Raw genomic sequence first — 26,331 nt, 5'->3', positions numbered from 1 at the left:
CGGCGGGATGAAACAAAGGGCACCTTCGGGTGCCCTTTCTGCTTTGTGCCGGGGATGAATGCCCTTTGACTGGCGTGGGAGCGGGCTTGCCCCGCGATTGCAATGCTGGGTCTCATACCGCAATCGCGGGGCAAGCCCGCTCCCACGCCATGCGTGAACTGTTACCAGGCCAGTTCAGTAATCCGCCGGCGCCTCCAGCAGCATCTGGCGGAACTCCGGCAACGGTAGCGGCCGGCTGTGCAGGTAGCCCTGGTACAGGTGGCAACCCAGCCGCTCGAGGAATTCCAGCTGCTCGGTCAGCTCCACGCCCTCGGCAATCACCGCCAGTTCCAGGCTGCGGGCCATGGCGACGATGGCGCGGACGATCTCGGCGTCGTTGGGGTCGACCGGCGCGTCGCGCACGAAGGTCTGGTCGATCTTCAGCGCATCCACCGGCAGGCGCTTGAGGTAGGTGAGCGAGGAATACCCGGTGCCGAAGTCGTCCATGGCGAAGCTCACGCCGTAGCCCTTGAGCTCGCGCATCTTGCTGATGGTGTCCTCCAGGTTCTGGATGACGATGCCTTCGGTGATCTCCAGCGTCAGCATGCGCCGCGGCAGGCGGTAGTCGTCGAGGCTGCGCAGCACCCGCTCGACGAAGTCGTTCTGGCGGAACTGCCGCGGGCTGATGTTGACGCACAGGCTGAAGTCGTCGGCGTCGATCAGGCCGTCCGCGAGCATGCGCGCGCAGGCATCGCAGGCCTCGTCGAGGATCCAGCTGCCGACTTCGAGGATCAGGCCGCTTTCCTCCAGCACCTGGATGAACTGCGCCGGCGGTTGCTGGCCCAGTTGCGGGTGGTGCCAGCGCAGCAGCACCTCGGCGCCGACGATGCGGTTGTCGCGGGCATCGACCTGGGGCTGGAAGTGCAAGGCCAGTTCGCCCCGGGCCAGGGCCAGGCGCAGGTCGCTTTCCATGCGCAGGCGCTCGCTGGCGGCCTTCTGCATGGTGGTGTGGAACAGCTGGGTGGTGTTGCGGCCGGAGTCCTTGGCCCGGTACAGGGCGATGTCGGCGCGCTTGAGCAGGTCGGCGGGGGTGGCGCCATGGTCGGGAATCAGCGCCACGCCGATGCTCGGCGTCACCTGCAGGCGCTGGCCGTCCAGCGACATCGGCTCGGCCAGCAGCTCGCGCAGGGTGTCGGCCAGCTCGCGGACCCGGGTCTCGACCACCTCGCGGCTGCCCTCCAGGCCGCTGAGCAGCACCACGAACTCGTCGCCACCCAGGCGCGCCACGGTGTCCTCAAGGCGCACGCTGGCCTCGAGGCGGGCGGTGATGATCTTCAGCACCGTGTCGCCCACCGGATGGCCGAGGGAGTCGTTGATGTGCTTGAAGTGGTCGAGGTCGAGGAACAGCAGCGCGCCGCGCAGGTTGTGGCGCTTGAGCAGGGCGATCTGCTGGCTCAGGCGGTCCATCAGCAGGGCGCGGTTGGGCAGGTTGGTCAGCGGGTCGTGGTAGGCCAGGTGGCGGATCTGCGCCTGGGCGTTCTTCAGCAGGCTGACATCGCGGGCGGTGAGCAGCAGGCAGTCGGTTTCGTTGAGGCTGATCGGCTCCACCGAGACTTCCACGGTGAGGATGTCGCCGCGCTTGTTGCGCCCGAGCATCTCGCGGTGATGCACGCGGCCGCGCTCGCGCAGTTCGTTGAGCAGGGCGGCGCGCTGTTTTTCGTCGGCCCAGATGCCGATCTCGTAGACCGTGCGCCCCACCACTTCCTCGGGGCTGTAGCCGGTCAGCCGGCTGAAGCCGTCGTTGACCTCCACGTAGCGCCCGCTCTGGCGTTCGGTGATGGTGATGGCGTCGGGGCTGGAGTGGAACGCCTTGGCGAATTTCTCTTCGCTGGCCTTGAGCGCCGCCTCGGCGCGTTGCTGCTGGGTGATGTCGCGCAGGGTGGTGACGCTGCAGGGCTGGCTGTCGACGCTGATCAGGCGACTGGAGATCACGCAGGTCAGCGGCGTGCCGTTGCGGTGGTTGACCACCACCGCCACGTTGCTCAGGGCCTGGTCGCGGATCACCCGCTCGATGCGCTGGGCGCGCTCGGCCGATTCGGCCCACAGGCCGATCTCCTCGGCGGTCTGGCCGAGGATCTGCTCCGGGTTCCAGCCGAAGGTCTGGCTGAAGGCCGGGTTGATCTCGATGAACTGGCCGGTGTCCTGGCGGGTCACGCAGATCGGGTCGGGGCTGACCTGGAACAGGCTGGCGAATTTTTCTTCCGAGGCGCTCAGGCGTTGTTCGCGCTCGACCTGGTCGGTGATGTCGAGCAGGGTGCCGGCCATGCGCAGCGGGTTGCCCTGGTCGTCGCGATATAGCCGGGCGCGGCTTTCGATATAGCGCGAGGCGCCGTTGTCCAGTTGCACGCGGTAGGTGATCTGGTAGTTGCCCGCCGGCCCCTCGCGCAGGCTGCGGTAGGCCTGGCGCATGGCGCTGCGCTCGTGTTCGGGCACGCCTTCGAAGAACGCCTCGAACGACTCGTGGAACGGTACCGGGTCCAGCCCGTGCAACTGGGCGGCGCGGGCCGAGCCGTAGAGCATGCCGCTGGGGATGTGCCAGTCCCAGGTGCCGAGCTGGGCCGAGTCCAGGGCCAGGTCGAGGCGCTCCTGGCTGTCCTTGAGCGCCTGTTCGGCGCGTTTGCGCTCGGTGGTGTCGACGAAGGTGCTGATCAGGTAGGTGACGCCTTCGAGTTCGATGCCCTGGGTGCAGAGGATGCCGTCGTGGATCTTGCCGCTGGTGGCACGGAACTGCACCTCCAGGGTGAACGGCCCGCTGCCGGCGCGGGTGGCGTCCATCACCAGGTGGCGCTGTTCGGGATTGACCCACAGGCCCAGCTCCAGGCTGGTCTTGCCGACCACCTGGGCGCCCGGCCAGCCGAACATGTGCTCGAAATGCTGGTTGACCTCGATGATCAGGCCGTCATGGCGGCGGGTCAGGAGGATGGCGTTGGGGCTGAGGTGGAACAGGGTGGCGAAGCGCTTTTCCGAGTTGATCAGCGCGGTTTCCCGCTCGCGCTGGCGGGTGATTTCGCGAATGACCCCGATCATCTGTGGCCGGCCATGGGGGTCGTGGGTCAGGCTGCCGTTGATCTCCAGCCAGTGCACGCTGCCATCGGGCCAGCGGATGCGGTGGCGCATGGCCTGCTCCACCGGCTCGCCGTTGACCACGGCCTGGAATGCCTGGCGGGTGCGGGCGCGGTCTTCCTCGGGAAGCAGGTCCAGGTAGTCGACGTCGTTGGGCAGCGGGCGCTGCGGATCGAAGCCGAACAGTGCCTGGGTGCCCCGTGACCAGCTCACCCGGCCACTCTCGATGTCCCACAGCCAGGCGCCCAGGCGCGCGCCGTTGAGCGCGGCCAGCAGCTGGGGAGCGTTCTGCCAGGCCAGCTCCGATTCCTGGGGATCGGCCGCAGGGATGCGTGGCAGGCGCGGAAAGCGGTTTGCTGATTTGGGCATCGGTACCAGACCTTTGGCGGAAAACGCGTCCTTGTGGATGTCATGCCGTACTGACGAGCGGTCAGGCGGACCCTGCATGGCTGTCGAGCAAGGCCATGAAGGCCCTGGCCGCGTTCGACAGCGTGCGTTCGGTATGCAGTATGTAGCCTAGCTGGCGTGACAGCTGTATGCCGGGCAGGGCGATGGGCGCCACCTGTTCATCGAGCATAGTACGTGGCAGCACGCTCCACGCCAGGCCGATCGACACCATCATCTTGATGGTTTCCAGGTAGTTGGTGCTCATGGCGATGTTCGGCACCAGGCCCTGGCTCTCGAACAGGCGCTGGACGATATGGTGGGTGAAGGTGTTGCCGCCGGGGAACACCGCCGGGTGGCGCGCCACGTCGGCCAGGCTGACCGCGCCGTTGCTGGCCAGCGGGTGCTCGGGCGAGGCGACGAAGTCCAGGGCGTCGTCCCACACCGGCACTGCCCGTACCAGGTGGTGCGGCTCGGGCGCCAGGGTGATCACGGCAATTTCGGCGCGGCCGTGCAGTACTTCGTCGTAGGCCGCCTCCGAGTCTAGGAACTGGATATCCAGGGCCACCGCCGGGTACTGGCGGGTGAAGGCACGCAGCAGCGGCGGCAGGCGGTGCAGGCCGATGTGATGGCTGGTGGCCAGTGTCAGGCGACCGCTCACCGCCCCGGTGAGGTTGGTCAGGGCGCGGCGGGTATCATCGAGTACGTTGAGGATTTGGTAGGCGCGGGGCAGCAGGGCGCGGCCGGCCTCGGTGAGGGTGACCTCGCGGCCCAGGCGGTCGAACAGGCGCACGTCCAGTTGCTGCTCAAGGCCGGCGATGCGTTTGCTGATGGCCGGCTGGGTCAGGTGCAGGCGTTCGCCCGCCCCGGAAAAACTGCCGGTTTCGGCGATGGCGATGAAGGCGCTGAGGTTGGCCAGGTCCATCTATTTGAATTCCTAATGGTTATGCAAAGCATGAAAATTATGAATTTGAGTTATTCAATCTATCGCCATAGCATCGTCCGTACAAGCCAAGGGGTCTTTGGCATAGAAAGACGCTGATGAGGAACAGTCTGATGGCTGGCAAAACGCTCTACGACAAACTCTGGGAAGCTCATGAGGTCAAGCGCCGCGATGACGGCTCGTCCTTGATCTACATCGACCGCCACATCATCCACGAAGTGACTTCGCCCCAGGCTTTCGAAGGCCTGCGCCTGGCCAGCCGCAAACCGTGGCGCATCGACGCCAACATCGCCACCCCCGACCATAACGTGCCGACCACGCCGGAGCGCAAGGGCGGTATCGAGGCCATCGTCGACCAGGTGTCGCGCCTTCAGGTGCAGACCCTCGATGAGAACTGTGACGAATATGGCATCGTCGAATTCAAGATGAATGACGAGCGTCAGGGTATCGTCCATGTCATCAGCCCGGAGCAGGGCGCGACCTTGCCGGGCATGACCGTGGTCTGCGGCGACTCGCACACCTCCACCCACGGTGCGTTCGGCGCCCTGGCCCATGGCATCGGCACCTCCGAGGTCGAGCACGTGCTCGCCACCCAGTGCCTGGTGGCCAAGAAAATGAAGAACATGCTGGTGCGCGTCGAGGGTGAGTTGCCCGCCGGCGTCACCGCCAAGGACATCGTCCTCGCCGTGATCGGCAAGATCGGCACCGCCGGCGGCAACGGCCACGCCATGGAGTTCGCCGGCAGCGCCATCCGCGAGCTGTCGATGGAAGGCCGCATGACCATCTGCAACATGTCCATCGAAGCCGGGGCCCGGGTAGGCCTGGTGGCTGTCGACGGCACTACCGTCGCCTATGTCGAAGGCCGTCCGTACGCGCCGAAGGGCGAGCAGTGGACGCAGGCCGTCGAGGCCTGGAAAGCCCTGGTGTCCGACGCCGATGCCGTATTCGATACCGTGGTCGAACTCGACGCCGCGCAGATCAAGCCGCAGGTCAGCTGGGGTACTTCGCCGGAGATGGTCCTGGCCGTCGACCAGCGCGTGCCGGACCCGGCCGCCGAGCCCGACCTGATCAAGCGCGGCTCGATCGAGCGCGCCCTCAAGTACATGGGTCTGGCCGCCAACCAGGCAATCACCGACATCAAGCTCGACCGCGTGTTCATCGGCTCGTGCACCAACTCGCGCATCGAAGACCTGCGCGCCGCGGCCGAGATCGCCAAGGGCCGCAAGGTCGCCGCCAATGTCAAGCAGGCGCTGGTAGTGCCGGGCTCGGGCCTGGTCAAGGCCCAGGCCGAGCGCGAAGGGTTGGACAAGATCTTCCTCGAGGCCGGTTTCGAGTGGCGTGAACCGGGCTGCTCGATGTGCCTGGCGATGAACCCGGACCGCCTGGAGAGCGGCGAGCACTGCGCGTCCACCTCAAACCGCAACTTCGAAGGCCGCCAGGGCGCCGGTGGTCGTACCCACCTGGTCAGCCCGGCCATGGCCGCCGCCGCCGCGGTGACCGGCCACTTCATCGATGTCCGCGAGTTGATCCAAGGGAGCGCAGCATGAAAGCCTTTACCCAGCACACCGGTCTTGTCGCGCCATTGGATCGTGCCAACGTCGACACCGACCAGATCATTCCCAAGCAGTTCCTCAAATCGATCAAGCGTACCGGCTTCGGCCCCAACCTGTTCGATGAGTGGCGCTACCTGGACGTCGGTCAGCCTTACCAGGACAACAGCAAGCGTCCGTTGAACCAGGATTTCGTGCTCAACCATGCGCGTTACCAGGGTGCCAGCGTGTTGCTGGCGCGGGAAAACTTCGGTTGCGGCTCGAGTCGCGAGCATGCCCCGTGGGCGCTTGACGAGTACGGTTTCCGTAGCGTGATCGCGCCGAGCTTCGCCGACATCTTCTTCAACAACAGCTTCAAGAACGGCCTGCTGCCGATCATTCTCGACGCTGCCGAGGTCGACGAGCTGTTCAAGCAGGTCGAGGCCACCCCGGGTTACCAGCTGACCATCGACCTCGAGGCCCAGGCCGTGACCCGTCCGGACGGCAAGGTACTGAAGTTCGAGATCGACGCGTTCCGCAAGCACTGCCTGCTCAACGGCCTGGACGATATCGGCCTGACCCTGCAGGACAGCGACGCGATCAAGGCGTTCGAGGGCAAGCACCGCGCCAGCCAGCCCTGGTTGTTCCGCGATTGATCGACGGCCTCATCGCCATGCGTGGGAGCGGGCTTGCCCTTCGATGAGGCCCATTGGACACTGAGTTTATCGGCGCGCCGACAGGGCGCGCCGCTTGATTGGATAGAGGAACGCATGAGCAAGCAGATTCTGATTCTCCCAGGTGATGGCATCGGTCCGGAAATCATGGCCGAGGCGGTCAAGGTGCTGGAGCTGGCCAACGACAAGTTCCAGCTCGGCTTCAGCCTCACTCACGACGTGATCGGCGGCGCGGCCATCGACAAGCACGGCGTGCCGCTGGCCGACGAGACCCTGGCGCGCGCGCGCCAGGCCGACGCCGTGCTGCTGGGCGCCGTGGGCGGCCCGAAGTGGGACAAGATCGAGCGTGACATCCGTCCGGAGCGCGGCCTGCTGAAGATCCGTTCGCAACTGGGCCTTTTCGCCAACCTGCGCCCGGCCATCCTCTATCCGCAACTGGCCGATGCCTCGTCGCTCAAGCCCGAGATCGTTTCCGGCCTGGACATCCTCATCGTCCGCGAGCTGACCGGCGGTATCTACTTCGGCGCGCCACGCGGCCAGCGCGAGCTGGAAGGCGGCGAGCGCCAGGCCTACGACACCCTGCCGTACAGCGAGAGCGAAGTGCGCCGCATCGCCCGTGTCGGCTTCGACATGGCCCGCGTGCGCGGCAAGAAGCTGTGTTCGGTGGACAAGGCCAACGTCCTGGCGTCCAGCCAGCTGTGGCGCGAAGTGGTCGAAGAGGTGGCCAAGGACTACCCGGACGTCGAGCTGAGCCACATGTACGTGGACAACGCCGCCATGCAGCTGGTGCGCGCGCCCAAGCAGTTCGACGTGGTGGTGACCGACAACATGTTCGGTGACATCCTGTCGGATGAGGCTTCCATGCTCACCGGCTCCATCGGCATGCTGCCATCGGCGTCGCTGGATGCCGACAACAAGGGCATGTACGAGCCGTGCCACGGTTCGGCGCCGGACATCGCCGGGCAGGGCATCGCCAACCCGCTGGCGACCATTCTCTCGGTGTCGATGATGCTGCGCTACAGCTTCAACCAGACGGCCGCCGCCGAGGCGATCGAGCAGGCGGTGAGCCGGGTGCTGGACCAGGGCCTGCGCACCGGCGACATCTTCTCCGAGGGCTGCCGCAAGGTGGGTACGCAGGAAATGGGCGACGCAGTAGTCGCAGCGCTGCGGAATCTGTAATCTCTCTGGCCCGCCACCAAAAACTCCCGGTGGTGGCCCACTTTTAGCAAAGGTGTAGTTGCGATGAAACGTGTAGGTCTGATCGGTTGGCGTGGAATGGTCGGTTCCGTGCTCATGCAGCGGATGCTCGAAGAGCAGGACTTCGACCTGATCGAGCCAGTGTTCTTCACCACTTCCAACGTCGGTGGCCAAGGCCCGAACGTGGGCAAGGACACTGGCCCGCTCAAGGACGCCTACAGCATCGACGAGCTCAAGACCCTCGACGTGATCCTGACCTGCCAGGGCGGCGACTACACCAACGAAGTCTTCCCCAAGCTGCGCGAAGCCGGCTGGCAGGGCTACTGGATCGACGCGGCCTCGTCCCTGCGCATGCAGGACGATGCGGTGATCATCCTCGATCCGGTCAACCGCAAGGTCATCGACCAGCAGCTGGACGCGGGCACCAAGAACTACATCGGCGGCAACTGCACCGTCAGCCTGATGCTGATGGGCCTGGGCGGCCTGTTCGAGGCTGGCCTGGTCGAGTGGATGAGCGCCATGACCTACCAGGCGGCCTCGGGCGCCGGCGCGCAGAACATGCGTGAGCTGATCAAGCAGATGGGCGGTATCCACGCGGCGGTCGCCGACGACCTGGCCAACCCGGCCAGCGCGATTCTCGACATCGACCGCAAGGTGGCCGAGGCCATGCGTGGAGAGGGCTTCCCGACCGACAACTTCGGCGTGCCGCTGGCGGGCAGCCTGATTCCGTGGATCGACAAGGAGCTGCCGAACGGGCAGAGCCGTGAAGAGTGGAAGGCCCAGGCCGAGACCAACAAGATCCTTGGGCGCTTCAAGAGCCCGATTCCGGTCGACGGCATCTGCGTGCGGATCGGCGCCATGCGTTGCCACAGCCAGGCGCTGACCATCAAGCTGAACAAGGATGTGCCTTTGGCGGATATCGAAGGCATGATCAGTCAGCACAATCCCTGGGTGAAACTGGTGCCGAACCAGCGTGAGATCAGCATGCAGGAGCTGAGTCCTACCCAGGTGACCGGGACCCTGAACGTGCCGGTCGGGCGTTTGCGCAAGCTGAACATGGGGTCGCAGTATCTTGGGGCCTTCACTGTTGGCGACCAGCTGCTGTGGGGGGCTGCGGAGCCGCTGCGGCGGATGTTGCGGATTCTGCTGGAGCGGTGATCAGGGTGGTTTGAGTTTGGATTTTGAAGAGCCCGTGTTGCGTGAGTGATGCGGGTTTTTTTATTGATGTTAGATTGGTTGTTGGTTGTTGGTTGTTTTGAGTGTTTTGTTCGGATTCTTTTTCAGCGGCTACGCTGAGATCGCTGTTTCGCCTTGCGGCGACTTACTTTTGTCTTGGCAAAAGTAAGCAAAACCGCGCGCTCGTTCATCCGGCCCCTGCGCTTCGCTCCGGGGTTCCCTCGCTCCGGCCTTGCTCCCGGGAGGACCGCACTGACGGGCCATCCATGGCCCGCAGTGCTCGACGGCCATCCATGGCCGTCGCCTCCCTCCGCAAGGCCTGCGCTCGGCCTCCTGAAGTCGCGCAAGATGCGGGCGGCGCCTGGGTTGGCGCAGCTGTCGCTAGTTGAAAGTTTAGTTAATCTCTCGATCGTATCGCGAGGTGGCCAATACATATCTAAAAGTCAAACAACTAACTTCGAGCTTCTTGCTCTTGCTCTTGCTCTTGCTCTTGCTTCTAAGCGCGCGGTAGTTCAGGCAACGCCAATTGCGACTTCAGGAGGCCGAGCGGAGTTCTTGCGGAGGGAGGTGACGGCCATGGATGGCCGTCAAGCGCTGCGCCCCAGGATGGGGCGTTCAGCGCGGTCCTCCCGGGAGCAAGAACGGAGCGAGGGAACCCCGGAGCGAAGCGCAGGGGCCGGATGAACGGAGCGGAACGGTTTTGCCTACTTTTCCCACGAGAAAAGTAGGCCGCCCGTTGAACTGACCCCCGAAAGTTGGACGCCTGACTCCAACCGGAGGGTGTTCCATGACGAAATACAATCTAGCGCTCAAGCAAGCACTCATCGAAGAGTGCCTTTCTGCACGGAGTGTTCATGAGGTAGCACTGAAGCATAGCCTGAGTCCATCGTTGCTACGCCGTTGGATAAAGGGCTATGAGCAACACGGCGCAGCAGGTCTGACTACCAAGTACAGCCACTACGACGCCCAGTTCAAGTTGAAGGTTTTGCAGTGCATCGAGCAAGGCGGACTGTCAGCCCAGCAAGCCTGCATACAGTTTGATATCCGAGGTCCGAGTAGCATCAGGCAGTGGAAAAGGCTGTACGATGAAGGCGGAGTAGAAGCACTTCACCCGCATCGTGCCCGAGAATCCCGAATGCCCCGCAAAGCATCAAAACAACCCAGCATAAGCCCGGCTACCCCTGCAGATACCGAGCTGACACCTGAGCAGATGCTCGAAGAGCTGGAGTATCTGCGTGCGGAGAATGCCTATCTAAAAAAGCTCGATGCCTTGATCCAAGCGGACCCCAGCACTGCGCAATCAAGAAAGCGCAGACCGTCCAAGGATTGAGGCATGAGCATCGGCTAGCTCTGCTTTTACGCGCGGCAGGGCTGGCACGCAGCACCTTCTATTACCAAAGCAAAGCGTTGGTGACCGACAAGCATGCGGTTCTCAAAGAGCGCATCAATAGCCTCTATCACAAGCACAAGGGGCGGTACGGCTATCGCCGCATCACCGCAGTGCTTGAGCGGCACGGCGAAGTGATCAATCACAAGAAGGTGCAGCGGTTGATGCAGTTGATGAATCTGAAATCCCTGGTAAAAGTGAAGAAATATCGCTCCTACCGAGGTTCCGAAGGACTTGTTGCATCTGATCTGCTCAAGCGTGAATTCAAGGCGGAAGCCCCTAATCAGAAATGGGTAACCGATGTGACTGAGTTCAAGGTGAAAGGGCAGAAGCTGTATCTTTCACCTGTGATGGACCTGTACAACGGCGAAATTCTTGCCTATCAGATCAATCCGCGCCCTGAGTTCAAGATGGTATCGACGATGTTGGAGCAAGCTTTCGAGCGGCTGAACCCAGATGACAAACCGATATTGCACTCCGATCAAGGTTGGCAATACCGACAGCCTGCTTATCGACATATGCTGGGCGGAAAGGAAATCCAGCAGAGCATGTCGCGTAAGGGCAACTGCCTGGACAATGCCGCGATGGAAAGCTTTTTCGGTACACTCAAGAGCGAGTTTTTCTATCTGGAATCGTTTGACAGTGTTGAGCAACTGGCATCAGGGCTAGAGGACTACATCGCCTACTACAATCAAGAACGTATAAGTCTAAGACTGAATGGCTTGAGCCCGGTACAATTTCGGACTCAAGCGCTGAACCCATAGCGTACCCCGTCCAACTTTCGGGGGTCAGTTCACGTAAGGGCGGAAGGGTGATAATGCGTCGACATCGCCAATGAATGCGCATAAATAAATCAAAACCCACACTCTTAAACCCGAACCCGAACCCGAACCCGAACCCGAACCCGAACCCGAACCCGAACCCGAACCCGAACCTACCTCCCACCCCACAATCCAAGTAAAGTGCCGCTCCCCCGCCGTACCCCCGCAGAAAGGAACCGATCCCATGACCACCCCCGCCCTAGACATCGCCGTAGTCGGCGCCACCGGCATCGTCGGTGAATCCCTCGTCCAGATCCTCGAGGAAGTGGCCTTCCCGGTCTCCACCCTGCACCTGCTGGCCAGCATGGAATCCGCCGGCAGCAGCGTCATGTTCGCCGGCAAGAAGCTGAAAGTCCGCGAAGTGGACAGCTTCGACTTCTCCCAGGCGCAACTGGTGTTCTTCGCCGCCAGCCCCGCCGTGAGCCGCAGCTTCGCGCCCAAGGCCATCGCCGCCGGTTGCGCGGTGATCGACCTGTCCGGCGCCCTGGACGGCGCCACCGCCCTGGTCCCGGAGGCCAACGGCGAGCGCATCGCCGAACTCGCTCGGCCCGCGCTGATCACCAGCCCGAGCGCCGGCGCGGTGGCCCTGGCGGTGGCGCTGGCGCCACTCAAGGGGCTGCTCGATATCGAGCGCGTGCAGGTCAACGCCTGTCTCGCGGTTTCGGAGCAGGGCAGGGAGGCCGTCAGCGAGCTCGCCCGGCAGACCGCCGAGCTGCTCAACGCACGCCCTCTGGAGCCACGCTTCTTCGATCGCCAGGTCGCCTTCAACCTGCTGCCCCAGGTCGGCGCCCCCGACGAACAGGGCCACACAGCGGTGGAGCGCCGCCTGGTCGGCGAACTGCGCCAGGTGCTCGACCTGCCGCAGCTGAAGATTTCCGTGACCTGCATTCAAGTCCCGGTGTTTTTCGGCGATAGCTTCAGTGTGGCGGTGCAAAGCCGTAATCCGGTCGACCTGGCGGCCGTCAACGCCGCGCTGGAGGCCGCCGACGGCATCGAGCTGGTCGAATTGGGGGATTATCCGACACCGGTAGGTGACGCAGTGGGCCAGGACGTGGTCTATGTTGGTCGTGTACGCCATGGCGTCGATGAAGACCAGCAGCTGAACCTGTGGCTGACCACCGACAATGTGCGCAAGGGCGCGGCGCTGAATGCCGTGCAGGCGGCACAATTGTTGATAAAACACATGGCGTAAAAGATACTGCGAGCAATTTTGTCCTGCACCGCGCAAAGGTTTTCGGGACGCTTCATACAAGGGAAGAGTTCATGCTTCGAATTCGCAAACTGGTTCTGGCCATCGCGGCAGCCTCGGCGCTGTCGTCCGGCATGGCTAACGCTCTGGGGTTGGGCGAGCTGACCCTCAAGTCGGCGCAGAACCAGCCGCTGGATGCCGAGATCGAACTGCTCGACGTGCGCGACCTCACCGCAGCGCAGATGGCGCCCAGCCTGGCGTCGCCGGAAGAGTTCGCCAAGGCCGGGGTGGCCTTCCCGCCGTACCTCGAAGACCTCACGTTTACCCCGGTGGTCAACCCCAACGGCAAGAGCGTGCTGCGGGTCACCTCCAGCAAGGCGCTGCCGGAGCCGGTGGTCAAGTTCCTGGTCCAGGTCATGTGGCCCCAGGGCCGCCTGCTGCGCGACTACAGCGTGCTGCTCGACCAGGCACAGGCCCAGGGCAGCCAGCCGACCCAGGCCAATATCAACCCGGCGGTCAGCGCGGGCAGCTACACCACCAAGCGCCGCGACACCCTCTGGCAGATCGCCGCGCGTAACAGCAACGGCGGCTCGATCCAGCAGACCATGCTGGCCATCCAGGCGCTGAACCCGGATGCCTTCATCGGCAACAACATCAACCAGCTCAAGACCGGCCAGGTGCTGCGCCTGCCCGATCAGCAGCAGGCACAGAGCATTCCCCAGGCCCAGGCCAACCGCGAAGTGGCCGAGCAGTACGCCGCCTGGCGCGAAGGCCGTCGCCTCGGCCCGCGCGCACGGCAACTGGACGCCACCCGCCGTGGCGAGGCCGGCGCCGCGCCGGCACGCATCGCCCAGGGCGACAACCTGCGCCTGGTGGCGCCGGGCGGCAAGGGCGCGGCCGGTGAGGCCAAGGCGCTGGGCGACAAGCTGGCCGTGGCCCAGGAAAGCCTCGACACCAGCCGTCGCGACAACGAAGAACTCAAGAGCCGCATGGTCGACCTGCAGAGCCAGCTGGACAAGCTGCAGCGTCTGATCGAGCTGAAGAACGACCAGCTGGCGCGCCTGGAGGCCCAGGGCGCCGCGGCACCGCAGCCGCCGGCCGGCGCGCTGCCGGGCGAGCCGGCGCCGGCACAGCCGGCGGTAAACGCCCAGCTGACCCCGGCCGAACCGGTGGTCGCTCCGGCGCCTGCCGCCGCCGACGCCGTGCCGCAGGATGTGGCCGCCGAAGCGCCGGCCAGCGAAGAGCCGGGCATGCTCGACCAGTTGCTGGGTAATCCGCTGCTGCTGGGCCTGATCGCCGGTTCCGCGTTCCTGGTCCTGCTGTTGCTGCTGCTGCTCCTGGCGCGCAAGCGCAAGGCCCAGCAGGAAGCCGAAAAGCACCTGCGCATGGCGCGTGCCCTGGCCGAGGATGGCGAGCGTGGCCCTGACCTGGAGCTGCCACCCAGCAGCTTCGAAGGCCTCGACGTGTCGGCGCCAAGCGTGACCCTGTCGCCAGCGGTGGTGGCGGCCTCGGCCGCTGCGGCCGTTGCCGCGGAAAAGCCTGCGGCCGCCGTCGAAGCCGCCGCGCCGGCGGTCGATCCGCGTGCCGCGCTGCTGGCCGAAGTGGACGACAGCCTGGCCCGTGGCCGTCTCAACCATGCCGCCGACCTGCTGGAGGCGGCGGTGGCCTCCGAGCCGCAGCGCAGTGACCTGCGCCTGAAGCTGATGGAAGTCTATGCCCGCCAGGGCGACCAGGACGCCTTCGCCGGCCAGGAACGCAAGTTGGCGGTCAATGACGCGAACCAGGCCGAGGTCGCCGCGCTCAAGGAGCGCTTCCCGGCCATGCTGGGTGTCGCGGCGGTGGCGGCAGGCGCTGCCGGGGCTGCAGCCCTGGCCGCCGAGCTGGATGAGCAGTATGTCCAGGACCTGCTGCAGGACAAGGAGCTGGAGCTGGGCGAAAGCGCGCCGGAACTCGTCGTGGAGCCGGAACCTGAGCCTGTCGTGGCGGCCGAGCCGGAACCTGAGCCTGTCGTCGAAGAGGCCGATCTGGACAGCGCCTTCGACCTGAGCCTGGGTGATGACCTGCCGGTAGATGATCACCTGGACATGGCCGGTCTTGAGGACCTGGTTGTCGAGGCGCCCGAGGTCCAGGCCGAGGTCGCGCCTGCGCCTGCGGTTGCCGAAACCGATGCCGACGACGACTTCGAGGCTTTGCTTGCCCAAGCCCAGGCGACGCCGCAGAACGTCGACGACCTGGCCGAATTCGACCTGGATGTCGCCGAACAGCCGGTGGCCCCGGCCAGCAGCGAGGAAGCCCCGGTGGATGTGGCGGCGGAGCTCGCAGCCTTCGAGGCCATCCCGGAGTTCGACCCGATCTCCGAGCTGGAGCTGCCCGAGGACTTCGACCTCTCGCTGTCGCTGGACGACGACTCGCCGGCGGCGAAGAACTTCGCCTCGGAACTCGATGACGTCAACGCCGAACTCGACAAGCTGTCGCAGAACCTCGATGTCCCGGCAGCGGCGCCTGAGCCGCAGTTCACCGCCGACGACGCGGCGCTCGAGCCGGAGCCGCTGGACGACCTGGACTTCGACTTCTTCTCCGGCGCCGACGAGGTGGCCACCAAGCTCGACCTGGCCCGCGCCTACATCGACATGGGCGACCACCAGGGTGCCCGTGACATCCTCGACGAAGTGGTCAAGGACGGCGACGACAGCCAGCGCCAGGAAGCCAACGAGATGCTCTCGCGCCTGGTCTGAGGCGACGTTGCACCGCGCGGGGCAAGCCCATTTCCACAGAACACGTGGGAGCGGGCTTGCCCCGCGATCATTTCGGCCCCTGCACGGTTTGCCGGTATACTCCCGCCTTTCGTTTCAGCATCAGGTTTGCCGCTCTTGGACATCATCGACACCGCCGCCGCCGAATCGGCCGCCGAAGGCTACACCCGCATCGCCCTGGGCGTGGAATACAAAGGCTCGCGTTATCGCGGCTGGCAGCGCCAGGCCAGTGGCGTGCCCAGTGTCCAGCAGGCCCTGGAGCAGGCGCTGTCGACGGTGGCCAACGAGCCGATCTCGGTGATCTGCGCCGGGCGTACCGATGCCGGCGTCCATGGCTGCGGGCAGATCGTGCATTTCGACACCCGCGCCGTGCGCGACGAGCGCGCCTGGACCCTGGGTACCAACTTCAACTTGCCCCACGACATCAGCGTGGTCTGGTCGGCGCCCATGCCTGCGCACTTCCATGCTCGCTTCAAGGCCACCGCGCGTCGCTATCGCTACGTCATCTACAACGACCCGATCCGCCCGGCGCACCTGGCCGAGGAAGTGACCTGGAACCACCGCCCACTGGACGTCGAGCGCATGGCCGAGGCCGCGCAGTATCTGCTGGGTACCCATGACTTCAGCGCCTTCCGCGCCAGCCAGTGCCAGGCCAAGTCGCCGATCAAGCATATCCACCACCTGCGCGTGACCCGTCATGGCCGGATGATCGTGCTGGACGTGCGCGCCACCGCGTTCCTGCACCACATGGTGCGCAACATCGCCGGCGTGCTGATGACCATCGGCGCCGGCGAGCGTCCGGTGGAGTGGGCCCGGGAGGTGCTGGAGGGGCGCAACCGCCGTGACGGCGGGGTGACCGCGCACCCTTACGGCCTCTACCTGGTGCAGGTGGAGTACCCAGAAGAATACGCGCTGCCGCAGCGTTACATCGGCCCACACTTTCTTACCGGCTACGAGGCGCTGGCGGACTGACGGGGCACGGGTCATTTGCTACCATCGACGCTTTCCCGATCACCCAAGGTTCGCCGTCCATGAGCAATGTTCGCAGCAAGATCTGCGGGATTACCCGCATCGAGGATGCCCTGGCCGCGGTCGAGGCCGGCGCCGACGCCCTCGGTTTCGTCTTCTATGCGAAAAGCCCACGGGCGGTGGACGTGCGCCAGGCGCGGGCGATCATCGACGCGCTGCCACCGTTCGTGACCACCGTTGGGTTGTTCGTCAACGCCTCGCGCTGCGAGCTCAACGAGATCCTCGAAGTGGTTTCCCTGGACCTGCTACAGTTCCACGGCGATGAGACCCCGGCCGATTGCGAGGGCTACCACCGGCCCTGGATCAAGGCCCTGCGGGTGCGCCCCGGGGATGACCTGGAGGCCGCCTGCCGGCATTACGCCGGCGCCCGCGGCATCCTGCTGGACGCCTATGTGCCGGGCGTGCCGGGGGGAACCGGCGAGGCCTTCGACTGGTCACTGATTCCGCAGCGCCTGAGCAAACCGATCATTCTTGCCGGTGGTCTTTCGGCCGACAACGTCGCCGCGGCCATTCGCCAGGTGCGCCCGTACGCGGTGGATGTCAGTGGCGGCGTGGAGCAGGCCAAGGGCATCAAGGATGCGGCAAAGATCGAAGCCTTCATGCAGGCGGTGAAACACGCGTGAACGCGGATGTGACGGCTGGCCGCGCGCCATCGTCCATAGCTTTCGCAGCCCGGTGCTGCCAGGCCGCGCCAGAGCGCGGGGCATGCCGGGGAAGAATTGGAGGTGGGGCGGTTGTAGCCGGCCCATCGTCGCTTTACAGAAGAATTTGAGCTCAAGGGCAGGGCGGGGCCGCGCAGGTCTCCCCGGCCAATACTGGAGAAAGCAAGCATGAGCAACTGGTTGGTAGACAAACTGATCCCTTCGATCATGCGTTCCGAGGTGAAGAAGAGCTCGGTGCCGGAAGGGCTGTGGCACAAGTGCCCGTCCTGCGAAGCCGTGCTGTATCGCCCGGAGCTGGAAAAGACCCTCGACGTCTGCCCTAAGTGCAACCACCACATGCGTATCGGCGCCCGCGCGCGTATCGATATCTTCCTCGATCCAGAAGGCCGTGCCGAGCTGGGCGCCGACCTGGAACCGGTCGACCGCCTGAAGTTCCGTGACGGCAAGAAGTACAAGGACCGCCTGACCGCCGCGCAGAAGCAGACCGGCGAGAAGGATGCGCTGATCTCCATGAGCGGCACCCTGATGGGCATGCCGATCGTGGTCAGCGCCTTCGAGTTCTCCTTCATGGGCGGCTCCATGGGTGCCATCGTCGGTGAGCGTTTCGTGCGCGCCGCCAACTACGCCCTGGAAAACCGCTGCCCGATGGTCTGCTTCTCCGCTTCCGGCGGCGCGCGCATGCAGGAAGCGCTGATTTCGCTGATGCAGATGGCCAAGACCTCCGCCGTGCTGGCGCGCCTGCGCGAAGAAGGCATTCCGTTCATCTCGGTGCTGACCGACCCGGTCTACGGCGGCGTTTCGGCCAGCCTGGCGATGCTCGGCGACGTGATCGTCGGCGAGCCGAAGGCGCTGATCGGCTTCGCCGGTCCGCGGGTGATCGAACAGACCGTGCGCGAGAAGCTGCCCGAAGGCTTCCAGCGCAGCGAGTTCCTGCTGGAGCACGGCGCCATCGACCTGATCATCTCCCGTGACGAACTGCGTCCGCGCCTGGCTCGCCTGCTGGCGCAGATGACCGGCCAGCCGACCCCGGAAGCGGCCAAAGAGGTCGCTGCGGTCGCGTGATGAACCAGCGCAGCCTGGGCGACTGGCTCGCCTACCTCGAACAGTTGCACCCCTCGGCCATCGACATGGGCCTGGAGCGCTCGCAACAGGTGCTGGCGCGCCTGGGGCTGGGCAAGCTGGCGCCGCGGGTGGTGACGGTGACCGGCACCAACGGCAAGGGCTCGACCTGCGCCTTCGTGGCTTCGTTGTTGCGCGCCCAGGGGCTCAAGGTCGGGGTGTACAGTTCGCCGCACCTGCTGCGTTACAACGAGCGGGTGCTGATCGAAGGCCGCGAGGCCAGCGATGAGCGCCTGTGTGAAGCGTTCGCCGCGGTGGAAGCGGCACGCGGCGAGATCTCGCTGACCTATTTCGAAATGGGCACCTTGGCGGCGTTCTGGCTGTTCAAGCAGTCCGCGCTGGATGCGGTGGTGCTCGAGGTCGGCCTGGGTGGCCGGCTGGACGCGGTCAACCTGGTGGATGCCGACGTGTCGCTGGTCACCAGCATCGGCGTCGACCACGTTGACTACCTGGGCGATAGCCGCGAGTCGGTGGCCTACGAGAAGGCGGGGATCTTCCGCCAGGGCAGGCCTGCGCTGTGCGGTGACCTGGATCCGCCGCAGCCTTTGCTGGACAAGGTTCGTGAGCTGGATTGCCCGTTCTTCCTGCGCGGGCGTGATTTTGACCTGGATAGCAGTGCCGAACACTGGCATTGGCGTGGTCGCCAGCTCGACGGTTTGCCCGTTGAGCTGCGCGACCTGCCGTTGCTCGACCTGCCCATGGAGAATGCCGCCCTGGCCTTGCAGGCTTTCCTGCTGATGGGCCTGCCGTGGGATGCCGGCACGGTTCGCCAGGCCTTGCTGGATACGCGTATCACCGGCCGTCTCGACCGGCGCGAGCTGCTGCTGCAGGGTAAGCGCGTGGAGCTGCTGCTGGATGTCGGCCACAACCCGCACGCCGCCGAATACCTGGCCCGCCGCCTGGCTGCGCGCCCGGTGAAGGGGCGGCGCCTGGCGGTGTTCGGCCTGTTGGCCGACAAGGACCTGACCGGTGTGCTCGCGCCGCTGCGCGACCAGGTCGCTGACTGGGCGGTGGCGCCGCTGGACACGCCGCGCAGCCGCCCGGCCGCGGAACTGGCGGATGCCTTGACGAACCTCGGTGCGACGGTGAAGTCTTACGCCAGTGTCGCGGCTGCCCTCGAAGGGCAGTGCGCCCAGGCGACGGCGGATGACCAGATCCTGCTGTTCGGTTCGTTTTTCTGCGTCGGCGAGGCCCTGGCCTGGCTCGAGCGGCAGGTCCCCGAGGATGGAGTAGATGGCAGTGCTGGATAAAGGGATGAAGCAGCGCATGGTCGGTGCGCTGGTGCTGGTGGCGCTGGCGGTGATCTTCCTGCCGATGTTGTTCACTCGCGAGGACGAGATGCGCCAGGTGCGTGTTGAGGCGCCGGAGGCGCCGGCCATGCCCAGCCTGCCCCAGGTGCAGGTGGAGCCGGTCCAGGTGCCGGAACCGCAACCGTTGCCGGAGCAGAACGAGCAGCCGCCAGTGGTGGTCAACGAGTCCACGGCGCCGGTGACGACACCGAGCCAGCCGATCGCGCCGGTAGCGAGCGTGGCGCCGCCCGTGCAGCCCAAGCCACAGACGCCAGTGCCGACGCCGCCGGTGGCCAAGGTGGAGGCGCGTCCGGCGCCTGCGCCCGCCGCTCCTGCCGCCAAACCAGCCGCGCCGTCGAAGATCGATGCCAACGGCCTGCCGGTGAGCTGGTCGATCCAGTTGGCCAGCCTGTCCAACCGGGCTGGTGCCGAGAACCTGCAGAAGACCCTGCGCAGCCAGGGCTACAACGCCTATATCCGTTCGGCGGATGGCATGAACCGGGTGTTCGTCGGGCCGCTGATCGAGCGCGCCGAGGCCGAGCGCCTGCGTGATGTGATCAGTCGCCAGCAGAACCTCAAAGGCATCGTGGTGCGCTTCCAGCCGGAGCGTGGCTGACGCTTATCTGACGCCCTCCCTGTAGGAGCGGCCTTGTGCCGCGAAAGGGCCGCAACGCGGCCCTCGCTCACACCTTGGGGCTGCTGCGCAGCCCTTTCGCGGCACAAGGCCGCTCCTACAGAGTCCGCGCAGGCCAGGCGGTCTGTTTCAGGGCGTAAAGCTGTCCCCAGAGTCAGCCCGCAGCCCTTCAAACGCCTGACATTCCGCTTACCCCAAGCCCCCTGCCTCTGGTAAAATGCGCCGCCTCAAACGTCGGCAGGCAACACCGTGGCATTTACCTGGGTTGATTGGGCGATCATTGCGATCGTCGTCATTTCATCACTGATCAGTCTCAAGCGCGGCTTCGTCAAGGAAGCCTTGTCCCTGCTCATCTGGATTGTCGCCGGTGCGGTGGCCTGGATGTTCGGCGGCTCGCTTGCGCAGTATCTTGAAAGCTATATCCAGATGCCTTCAGCACGGGTCATTGCCGGCTGCGCCATTCTTTTCGTCGCCACGCTGCTGGTCGGGGCGATGCTCAATTTCCTCATCGGCGAACTGATCCGCGTGACCGGGTTGTCCGGCACCGATCGCTTCCTCGGCATGGCCTTCGGCGCCGCGCGCGGGGGCCTGCTGGTGGTGGTGGCGGTCGGGCTGCTGAGCCTGGGGCCGGTGCAACAGGATCCGTGGTGGCAGGAATCACGCCTGATACCACAATTTCTATTGGTAGCCGATTGGTCGAAGAACCTCATACTCGGGTTCAGTGGCCAGTGGATGTCCAGTGGGGTCAGCGCACCCGTTGACCTTCCGTTCAAGGAGCAGCTGCTCGGGCCGACCAAGCCCTGAGCGCTCTTCACTCAAGTTTCATCAAAGTAGGGGTTGCGTCGCATGTGTGGCATCGTCGGTATCGTCGGTAAGTCGAACGTCAATCAGGCGCTGTATGACGCGCTTACGGTCCTCCAGCACCGCGGCCAGGACGCTGCCGGTATCGTGACCAGCCATGACGGCCGGTTGTTCCTGCGCAAGGATAACGGCCTGGTGCGCGACGTCTTCCAGCAGCGCCACATGCAGCGCCTGGTCGGCAGCATCGGCATCGGTCACGTGCGTTACCCGACCGCCGGCAGCTCCACCTCGGCCGAGGCCCAGCCGTTCTACGTCAACTCGCCCTACGGCATCACCCTGGCGCACAACGGCAACCTGACCAACGTCGAGCAGCTGGCCAAGGAGATCTACGAGTCCGACCTGCGCCACGTCAACACCAACTCCGACTCCGAAGTGCTGCTGAACGTGTTCGCCCACGAGCTGGCCGTGCGCGGCAAGCTGCAGCCGACCGAAGAGGACGTGTTCGCTGCCGTTTCCCACGTGCACAGCCGCTGCGTCGGTGGCTACGCGGTGGTGGCGATGATCACCGGCTACGGCATCGTCGGCTTCCGCGACCCCAACGGCATCCGTCCGGTGGTGTTCGGCCAGCGTCACACCGACGAAGGCGTCGAGTACATGATCGCCTCGGAAAGCGTGGCCCTGGACGTGCTCGGCTTCACCCTGATCCGCGACCTGGCGCCGGGCGAGGCGGTGTACATCACCGAAGGCGGCCAGATGTTCACCAAGCAGTGCGCCGAGAACCCGAAACTGCAGCCGTGCATCTTCGAGCATGTCTACCTGGCCCGTCCGGACTCGATCATCGACGGCGTCTCGGTATACAAGGCGCGCCTGCGCATGGGCGAGAAGCTGGCCGAGAAGATCCAGCGCGAGCGCCCGGACCACGATATCGACGTGGTCATCCCGATCCCTGACACCAGCCGCACCGCGGCGCTGGAACTGGCCAACCACCTGGGCGTCAAGTTCCGTGAAGGCTTCGTCAAGAACCGTTACATCGGCCGTACCTTCATCATGCCCGGCCAGGCCGCGCGCAAGAAATCGGTACGCCAGAAGCTCAACGCCATCGAGCTGGAATTCCGCGGCAAGAACGTGATGCTGGTGGACGACTCGATCGTGCGCGGCACCACCTGCAAGCAGATCATCCAGATGGCCCGTGAAGCCGGCGCCAAGAACGTCTACTTCTGCTCCGCGGCCCCCGCGGTCCGCTACCCCAACGTCTACGGCATCGACATGCCGAGCGCTCACGAACTGATCGCCCACAACCGTACCACCGAACAGGTGGCCGAGTTGATCGGCGCCGACTGGCTGATCTACCAGGACCTCCCGGACCTGATCGACTCGGTCGGTGGCGGCAAGATCAAGATCGAGCATTTCGATTGCGCGGTGTTCAACGGTGAGTATGTCACCGGCGATATCGACGAAGCCTACCTCGATCGCATCGAGCAGGCCCGTAATGACCTGGCCAAGGTGAAGAACCAGGCAGTCAGCGCGATCATCGACCTGTACAACAACTGATTTGGGAGCGACGGCATGACCGATCAATGGGATGCCGGTCGACTGGACAGTGACCTCGAGGGTGTCGGTTTCGACACCCTGGCGGTGCGCGCCGGTCAGAACCGTACACCGGAGGCCGAGCACAGCGAAGCGCTGTTCCTGACCTCAAGCTATGTCTTCCGCACGGCCGCCGACGCCGCCGCGCGTTTTGCCGGCGAAACGCCGGGCAACGTCTATTCGCGCTACACCAACCCGACCGTGCGCGCCTTCGAGGAGCGCCTGGCGGCCATGGAAGGCGCCGAGCAGGCCGTGGCCACCTCCACCGGCATGGCGGCGATCCTCGCCGTGGTCATGTCGCTGTGCAGCGCCGGTGACCATGTGCTGGTGTCGCAGAGCGTGTTCGGCTCGACCATCAGCCTGTTCGAGAAGTACTTCAAGCGTTTCGGCGTGCAGGTGGATTATGTGCCGCTGGTCGACCTGAACGGCTGGGAAAAGGCCATCAAGGCCAATACCAAGCTGCTGGTCGTCGAGTCGCCGTCCAACCCGCTGGCCGAGCTGGTGGACATCACCGCCCTGGCCGAGATCGCCCATGCCCGAGGCGCCATGCTGGTAGTGGACAATTGCTTCAGCACCCCGGCCTTGCAGCAGCCGCTCAAGCTCGGCGCTGACATCGTGTTCCACTCGGCGACCAAGTTCATCGACGGCCAGGGCCGTTGCATGGGCGGCGTGGTGGCCGGACGTAGCGAGCAGATGAAGGAAGTGGTGGGCTTCCTGCGTACCGCCGGCCCGACCCTCAGCCCGTTCAACGCCTGGGTCTTCACCAAGGGCCTGGAGACCCTCAAGCTGCGCATGCGCGCCCACTGCGAGAGCGCCCAGGCGCTGGCCGAGTGGCTCGAGCAGCAGGATGGCATCGAGAAGGTCCACTACGCCGGCCTGCCAAGCCATCCGCAGCATGAACTGGCCAAGCGCCAGATGAGCGGCTTCGGCGCGGTGGTCAGCTTCGAGGTCAAGGGCGGCAAGGAAGGCGCCTGGCGCTTCATCGATGCCACCCGGGTGATCTCCATCACCACCAACCTCGGTGACAGCAAGACCACCATCGCCCACCCGGCGACCACCTCCCATGGGCGTCTGACGCCGCAGGAGCGCGAGGCGGCGGGTATCCGTGACAGCCTGGTGCGCGTGGCGGTCGGCCTGGAAGACGTGGCCGACCTGCAAGCCGATCTGGCCCGCGGCCTGGCGGCGCTGTGATCGACTGGAAGGGTGGCGAGCCCGGCCATAACGGCCGGGTGGCCCTGGTGACCGGTGCCGCTCGTGGCATTGGCCTGGGTATCGCCGCCTGGTTGATCTGCGAGGGTTGGCAGGTGGTGCTGAGCGACCTGGACCGCCCGCGCGGCACCAAGGTCGCCAAGGCCCTGGGCGACAATGCCTGGTTCATCACCATGGACGTGGCCGACGAGGCCCAGGTCAGTGCCGGGGTGTCCGAGGTGCTCGGGCAGTTCGGCCGGCTGGATGCACTGGTGTGCAACGCGGCGATCGCCAACCCGCATAACCAGACCCTGGAAAGCTTGTCCCTGGCTCAGTGGAACCGGGTGCTGGCGGTCAACCTCAATGGCCCGATGCTGCTGGCCAAGCATTGCGCACCTTACCTGCGCGCCCATGGCGGTGCGATCGTCAACCTGACCTCCACCCGCGCCCGGCAGTCCGAACCGGACACCGAGGCCTATGCCGCCAGCAAGGGCGGCCTGGTCGCCCTGACCCACGCCCTGGCCATGAGCCTGGGGCCGGAAATTCGCGTCAATGCGGTGAGTCCGGGCTGGATCGATGCCCGTGATCCTTCGCAGCGACGCGCCGAGCCCTTGACCGAGGCCGACCATGCCCAGCATCCGACGGGCAGGGTAGGGACGGTCGAGGATGTAGCGGCGCTGGTGGCGTGGCTGCTGTCGCGCCAGGCGGGGTTCGTCACTGGCCAGGAGTTCGTGGTCGATGGCGGGATGACCCGCAAGATGATCTACACCTGAGCTGTAACCTGTTGAGATGAAAGAGAAAGGGGGCGAAAGCCCCCTTTTTTGTCGGTTGTGCCGGCCTTGTCGCGGGGCAAGCCCGCTCCCACGCTGTGAGCATCTGGTTGCAGGAGCGGGCTTGCCCCGCGACAGGGCCGGCAAGAACAACCGGCTTTTTTGCCCTTTTTGAAAAAAACTTCAATGGGGGTATTGACTTAGCATCGGTACCTGCGTAAATTTCGCGGCCTCAGCGAAGCAAACGCAACAAGCAACATCGCGGGGGTGATTAGCTCAGCCGGGAGAGCATCTGCCTTACAAGCAGAGGGTCGGCGGTTCGATCCCGTCATCACCCACCACTTCCTGAGGCGTTCTTGGTTCAGTGGTTTCGAAAGAAACACGCTGGCAGAGAGGAACAGGACGCAAGTCCAACTATGCGCGGCGGTAGTTCAGTCGGTTAGAATACCGGCCTGTCACGCCGGGGGTCGCGGGTTCGAGTCCCGTCCGCCGCGCCATTTTTCTCCAGATGGGTGCTTGCACCGGTCTGAGGCCGCAAGGCCAGATCCCAGTTTCAATCAGGCGCAAGCCTGAACGATACGCAGCGGTAGTTCAGTCGGTTAGAATACCGGCCTGTCACGCCGGGGGTCGCGGGTTCGAGTCCCGTCCGCTGCGCCATCTTCTGCCAAGAGTCCCATGAACGCTCAAGGCAAAACAGAAAAGGCGATATCAAAGTCGCTTTTTTTGTGCCTGGCTTTCGCGCCGCAGCGCTTGAAAGCTCAGATCCCAGTTTCAATCGGGCGCAAGCTCGAACGATACGCAGCGGTAGTTCAGTCGGTTAGAATACCGGCCTGTCACGCCGGGGGTCGCGGGTTCGAGTCCCGTCCGCTGCGCCATCTTCGCCTCGAGGTCCCTAGAACACTTCGAAGCAACGAGAAAGCGACCTTCGGGTCGCTTTTTTCGTTTCAGCGTCTTGCGCAGTCATGGGCAAGGATTTACACCAAGCTGACAGAGTCTTCACTGATCAATGGTTTCAGCCACTGATCGATGTGTTGCACAATACGCCCCATTCGTTTCTTCCCGGAATTGGCAATGTCTAGATCAACCGTCTATGGCGCGCTCGGGCTGGCCCTCGTGCTGGCGGGTGTGTCCGGCTGTTCCTCGAAAAAGGCCGCCGTCTACGAGCACGAGAACTTCGATGACTCGGGCACCTTCTCCCGCAGTTTCGCCACCAGCGAGGCGGGCTCCTGCGAGGCGGCACGGCGCGCGCTGCTCAGCCAGGGCTACATCATCACCAGCAGCGACGCCAACCAGGTCGCTGGCAACAAGAGCTTCCAGCAGAACGCCGAGAACCACCTGCAGATCAGCTTCAACATCACCTGCGTGCCGGATATGAGCGACAAGCAGCGCTCGACCATGTTCGCCAACGCCCTGCAGGACCGCTACACCCTGAAGAAATCCAACACCTCCGCCAGCCTTGGCGTCGGTGTGCTGGGTTCGGTGTCGATGCCGATCGGCTCCACCGACGACTCCATGGTCAAGGTCGCCAGCGAGACGGTCACCGCCGCGCAGTTCTACGATCGTTACTTCGCCTTGGTGGAAAGCTACCTGCCGAAGCCGAAGAAGCCGGAGAAGACCGAACCTGCCGCCGAGCCGAAGGTGGAAAAACCGGCCGCCGACCTGGGCTTGCCGGAACCCGCGCCCGCTGCCCTGGCGCCCGCGCCGCAGTCTGCCGCGCCGGTCGCCGAGAGCGTGGCAGAGGCCCCGGTACCGACTCCGGTTGCCGTCGCCCCTGCCGCTGCGCCCGCGCCTGTTGCCGCTCCAGCGGCTCCTGTACCGGCCAGCGAAGCCCCAGCGGCCCCGATTGTTGACGACAGCAAGGGCTCGCAGCCCATCGCGCCGCCCGTCGAGCCAACGCCGATCCAGGTACAGCAGGAAGCGCCGGCAGTGGAGCAGGCCCCCGCGCCACTCTGACGCGTCGATAACTTCCCGCTCGCCTGCTACGTTTATCGTTCATAGGGCTGTAATCATTTGGTCATTCCGCTGCCTTAGGTTGGCGCAATGACCAAAGAACGATGAATCAAAGGGGCGAGAAGATGGACGATTATCAGGAAGAAC

General features: G+C 64.8%; 19 protein-coding genes and 4 tRNA genes. 21 read left to right on the top strand and 2 right to left on the bottom strand.

The genetic code is table 11. From position 1 onward, the window contains the following. Positions 1-174 precede the first annotated feature (174 nt). Positions 175-3,471, bottom strand: coding sequence for a PAS domain S-box protein (locus K2O50_RS18885; protein WP_220689927.1), 3,297 nt, complete (start codon positions 3,469-3,471; stop codon positions 175-177). A gap of 61 nt (positions 3,472-3,532) precedes the next feature. Then, positions 3,533-4,411, bottom strand: a complete 879-nt coding sequence (locus K2O50_RS18880) for a LysR family transcriptional regulator (protein WP_028690430.1) — start codon at positions 4,409-4,411, stop codon at positions 3,533-3,535. A gap of 131 nt (positions 4,412-4,542) precedes the next feature. On the opposite strand from K2O50_RS18880, the gene leuC reads away from it, so the two are divergent. The 21 genes from leuC (at position 4,543) to K2O50_RS18775 (ending at position 26,187) form a co-directional block, all read left to right on the top strand. After that, the gene (gene leuC / locus K2O50_RS18875) at positions 4,543-5,976 is read left to right on the top strand and encodes a 3-isopropylmalate dehydratase large subunit (protein ID WP_050704728.1); all 1,434 of its coding nucleotides are present in this window, start codon (positions 4,543-4,545) and stop codon (positions 5,974-5,976) included. Next, the gene (gene leuD / locus K2O50_RS18870; RefSeq protein WP_050704729.1) at positions 5,973-6,614 is read left to right on the top strand and encodes a 3-isopropylmalate dehydratase small subunit; all 642 of its coding nucleotides are present in this window, start codon (positions 5,973-5,975) and stop codon (positions 6,612-6,614) included. The genes leuC and leuD overlap by 4 nt, the downstream gene beginning before the upstream one ends. A 114-nt stretch (positions 6,615-6,728) precedes the next feature. Next, a complete protein-coding gene (gene leuB / locus K2O50_RS18865) occupies positions 6,729-7,811 on the top strand; it encodes a 3-isopropylmalate dehydrogenase (RefSeq protein ID WP_050704730.1) in 1,083 nt (360 codons plus the stop codon). Positions 7,812-7,874: 63 nt separating this feature from the next. Next, positions 7,875-8,987, top strand: a complete 1,113-nt coding sequence (gene asd / locus K2O50_RS18860) for an aspartate-semialdehyde dehydrogenase (RefSeq protein ID WP_028690434.1) — start codon at positions 7,875-7,877, stop codon at positions 8,985-8,987. Between the two features lie 805 nt (positions 8,988-9,792). Beyond that, positions 9,793-11,156 (top strand): IS3 family transposase gene (locus tag K2O50_RS18855; protein WP_409077784.1). Its coding sequence is split into 2 segments (ribosomal slippage): positions 9,793-10,278 and positions 10,281-11,156, totalling 1,362 coding nucleotides; the frame shifts between segments, so codons are not numbered across the junction. 241 nt (positions 11,157-11,397) lie between these two features. Then, on the top strand, positions 11,398-12,405 hold the full coding sequence (locus K2O50_RS18850; protein ID WP_050704768.1) for an aspartate-semialdehyde dehydrogenase: 1,008 nt from the start codon (positions 11,398-11,400) through the stop codon (positions 12,403-12,405). A gap of 71 nt (positions 12,406-12,476) precedes the next feature. After that, positions 12,477-15,137 (top strand): FimV/HubP family polar landmark protein, encoded by a 2,661-nt coding sequence (locus K2O50_RS18845; RefSeq protein ID WP_050704769.1) that lies wholly within the window; start codon positions 12,477-12,479, stop codon positions 15,135-15,137. 135 nt (positions 15,138-15,272) lie between these two features. Beyond that, the gene (truA, locus tag K2O50_RS18840) at positions 15,273-16,127 is read left to right on the top strand and encodes a tRNA pseudouridine(38-40) synthase TruA (RefSeq protein WP_023632367.1); all 855 of its coding nucleotides are present in this window, start codon (positions 15,273-15,275) and stop codon (positions 16,125-16,127) included. 59 nt (positions 16,128-16,186) lie between these two features. Then, positions 16,187-16,807, top strand: a complete 621-nt coding sequence (locus tag K2O50_RS18835; RefSeq protein WP_050704770.1) for a phosphoribosylanthranilate isomerase — start codon at positions 16,187-16,189, stop codon at positions 16,805-16,807. Between the two features lie 207 nt (positions 16,808-17,014). Then, positions 17,015-17,908, top strand: a complete 894-nt coding sequence (gene accD / locus K2O50_RS18830) for an acetyl-CoA carboxylase, carboxyltransferase subunit beta (RefSeq protein WP_028690439.1) — start codon at positions 17,015-17,017, stop codon at positions 17,906-17,908. Beyond that, the gene (gene folC, locus K2O50_RS18825) at positions 17,908-19,215 is read left to right on the top strand and encodes a bifunctional tetrahydrofolate synthase/dihydrofolate synthase (RefSeq protein WP_050704771.1); all 1,308 of its coding nucleotides are present in this window, start codon (positions 17,908-17,910) and stop codon (positions 19,213-19,215) included. The genes accD and folC overlap by 1 nt, the downstream gene beginning before the upstream one ends. Continuing rightward, positions 19,199-19,870 (top strand): SPOR domain-containing protein, encoded by a 672-nt coding sequence (locus K2O50_RS18820; protein ID WP_050704772.1) that lies wholly within the window; start codon positions 19,199-19,201, stop codon positions 19,868-19,870. Before folC ends, K2O50_RS18820 begins: the two co-directional genes overlap by 17 nt. Before the next feature lie 267 nt (positions 19,871-20,137). Beyond that, positions 20,138-20,692: a CvpA family protein gene (locus K2O50_RS18815; RefSeq protein ID WP_050704773.1), complete on the top strand. Its 555-nt coding sequence runs from the start codon at positions 20,138-20,140 to the stop codon at positions 20,690-20,692. A 42-nt stretch (positions 20,693-20,734) separates the two neighbouring features. Continuing rightward, a complete protein-coding gene (gene purF / locus K2O50_RS18810) occupies positions 20,735-22,240 on the top strand; it encodes an amidophosphoribosyltransferase (protein ID WP_050704774.1) in 1,506 nt (501 codons plus the stop codon). Positions 22,241-22,255: 15 nt separating this feature from the next. After that, positions 22,256-23,467, top strand: a complete 1,212-nt coding sequence (locus K2O50_RS18805; protein ID WP_028690444.1) for an O-succinylhomoserine sulfhydrylase — start codon at positions 22,256-22,258, stop codon at positions 23,465-23,467. Continuing rightward, positions 23,464-24,237: an SDR family oxidoreductase gene (locus K2O50_RS18800; RefSeq protein WP_050704775.1), complete on the top strand. Its 774-nt coding sequence runs from the start codon at positions 23,464-23,466 to the stop codon at positions 24,235-24,237. Before K2O50_RS18805 ends, K2O50_RS18800 begins: the two co-directional genes overlap by 4 nt. Before the next feature lie 262 nt (positions 24,238-24,499). After that, positions 24,500-24,575, top strand: a tRNA-Val gene (locus K2O50_RS18795). A 79-nt stretch (positions 24,576-24,654) separates the two neighbouring features. Further along, positions 24,655-24,731, top strand: a tRNA-Asp gene (locus K2O50_RS18790). A gap of 83 nt (positions 24,732-24,814) precedes the next feature. Further along, positions 24,815-24,891, top strand: a tRNA-Asp gene (locus K2O50_RS18785). A 141-nt stretch (positions 24,892-25,032) separates the two neighbouring features. Then, positions 25,033-25,109, top strand: a tRNA-Asp gene (locus K2O50_RS18780). A 196-nt stretch (positions 25,110-25,305) separates the two neighbouring features. After that, entirely contained in the window at positions 25,306-26,187 is an 882-nt protein-coding gene (locus K2O50_RS18775; protein ID WP_050704776.1) for a DUF2242 domain-containing protein, read from the top strand. The last annotated feature ends 144 nt before the right edge of the window (positions 26,188-26,331 follow it).

This window comes from Pseudomonas sp. 2hn (assembly GCF_019646095.1).
Classification (GTDB): Bacteria; Pseudomonadota; Gammaproteobacteria; order Pseudomonadales; family Pseudomonadaceae; genus Aquipseudomonas; species Aquipseudomonas peradeniyensis.
The sequence above is the reverse complement of the archived record's forward strand: the minus strand, read 5'-3'. Positions and strand labels throughout refer to the sequence as shown.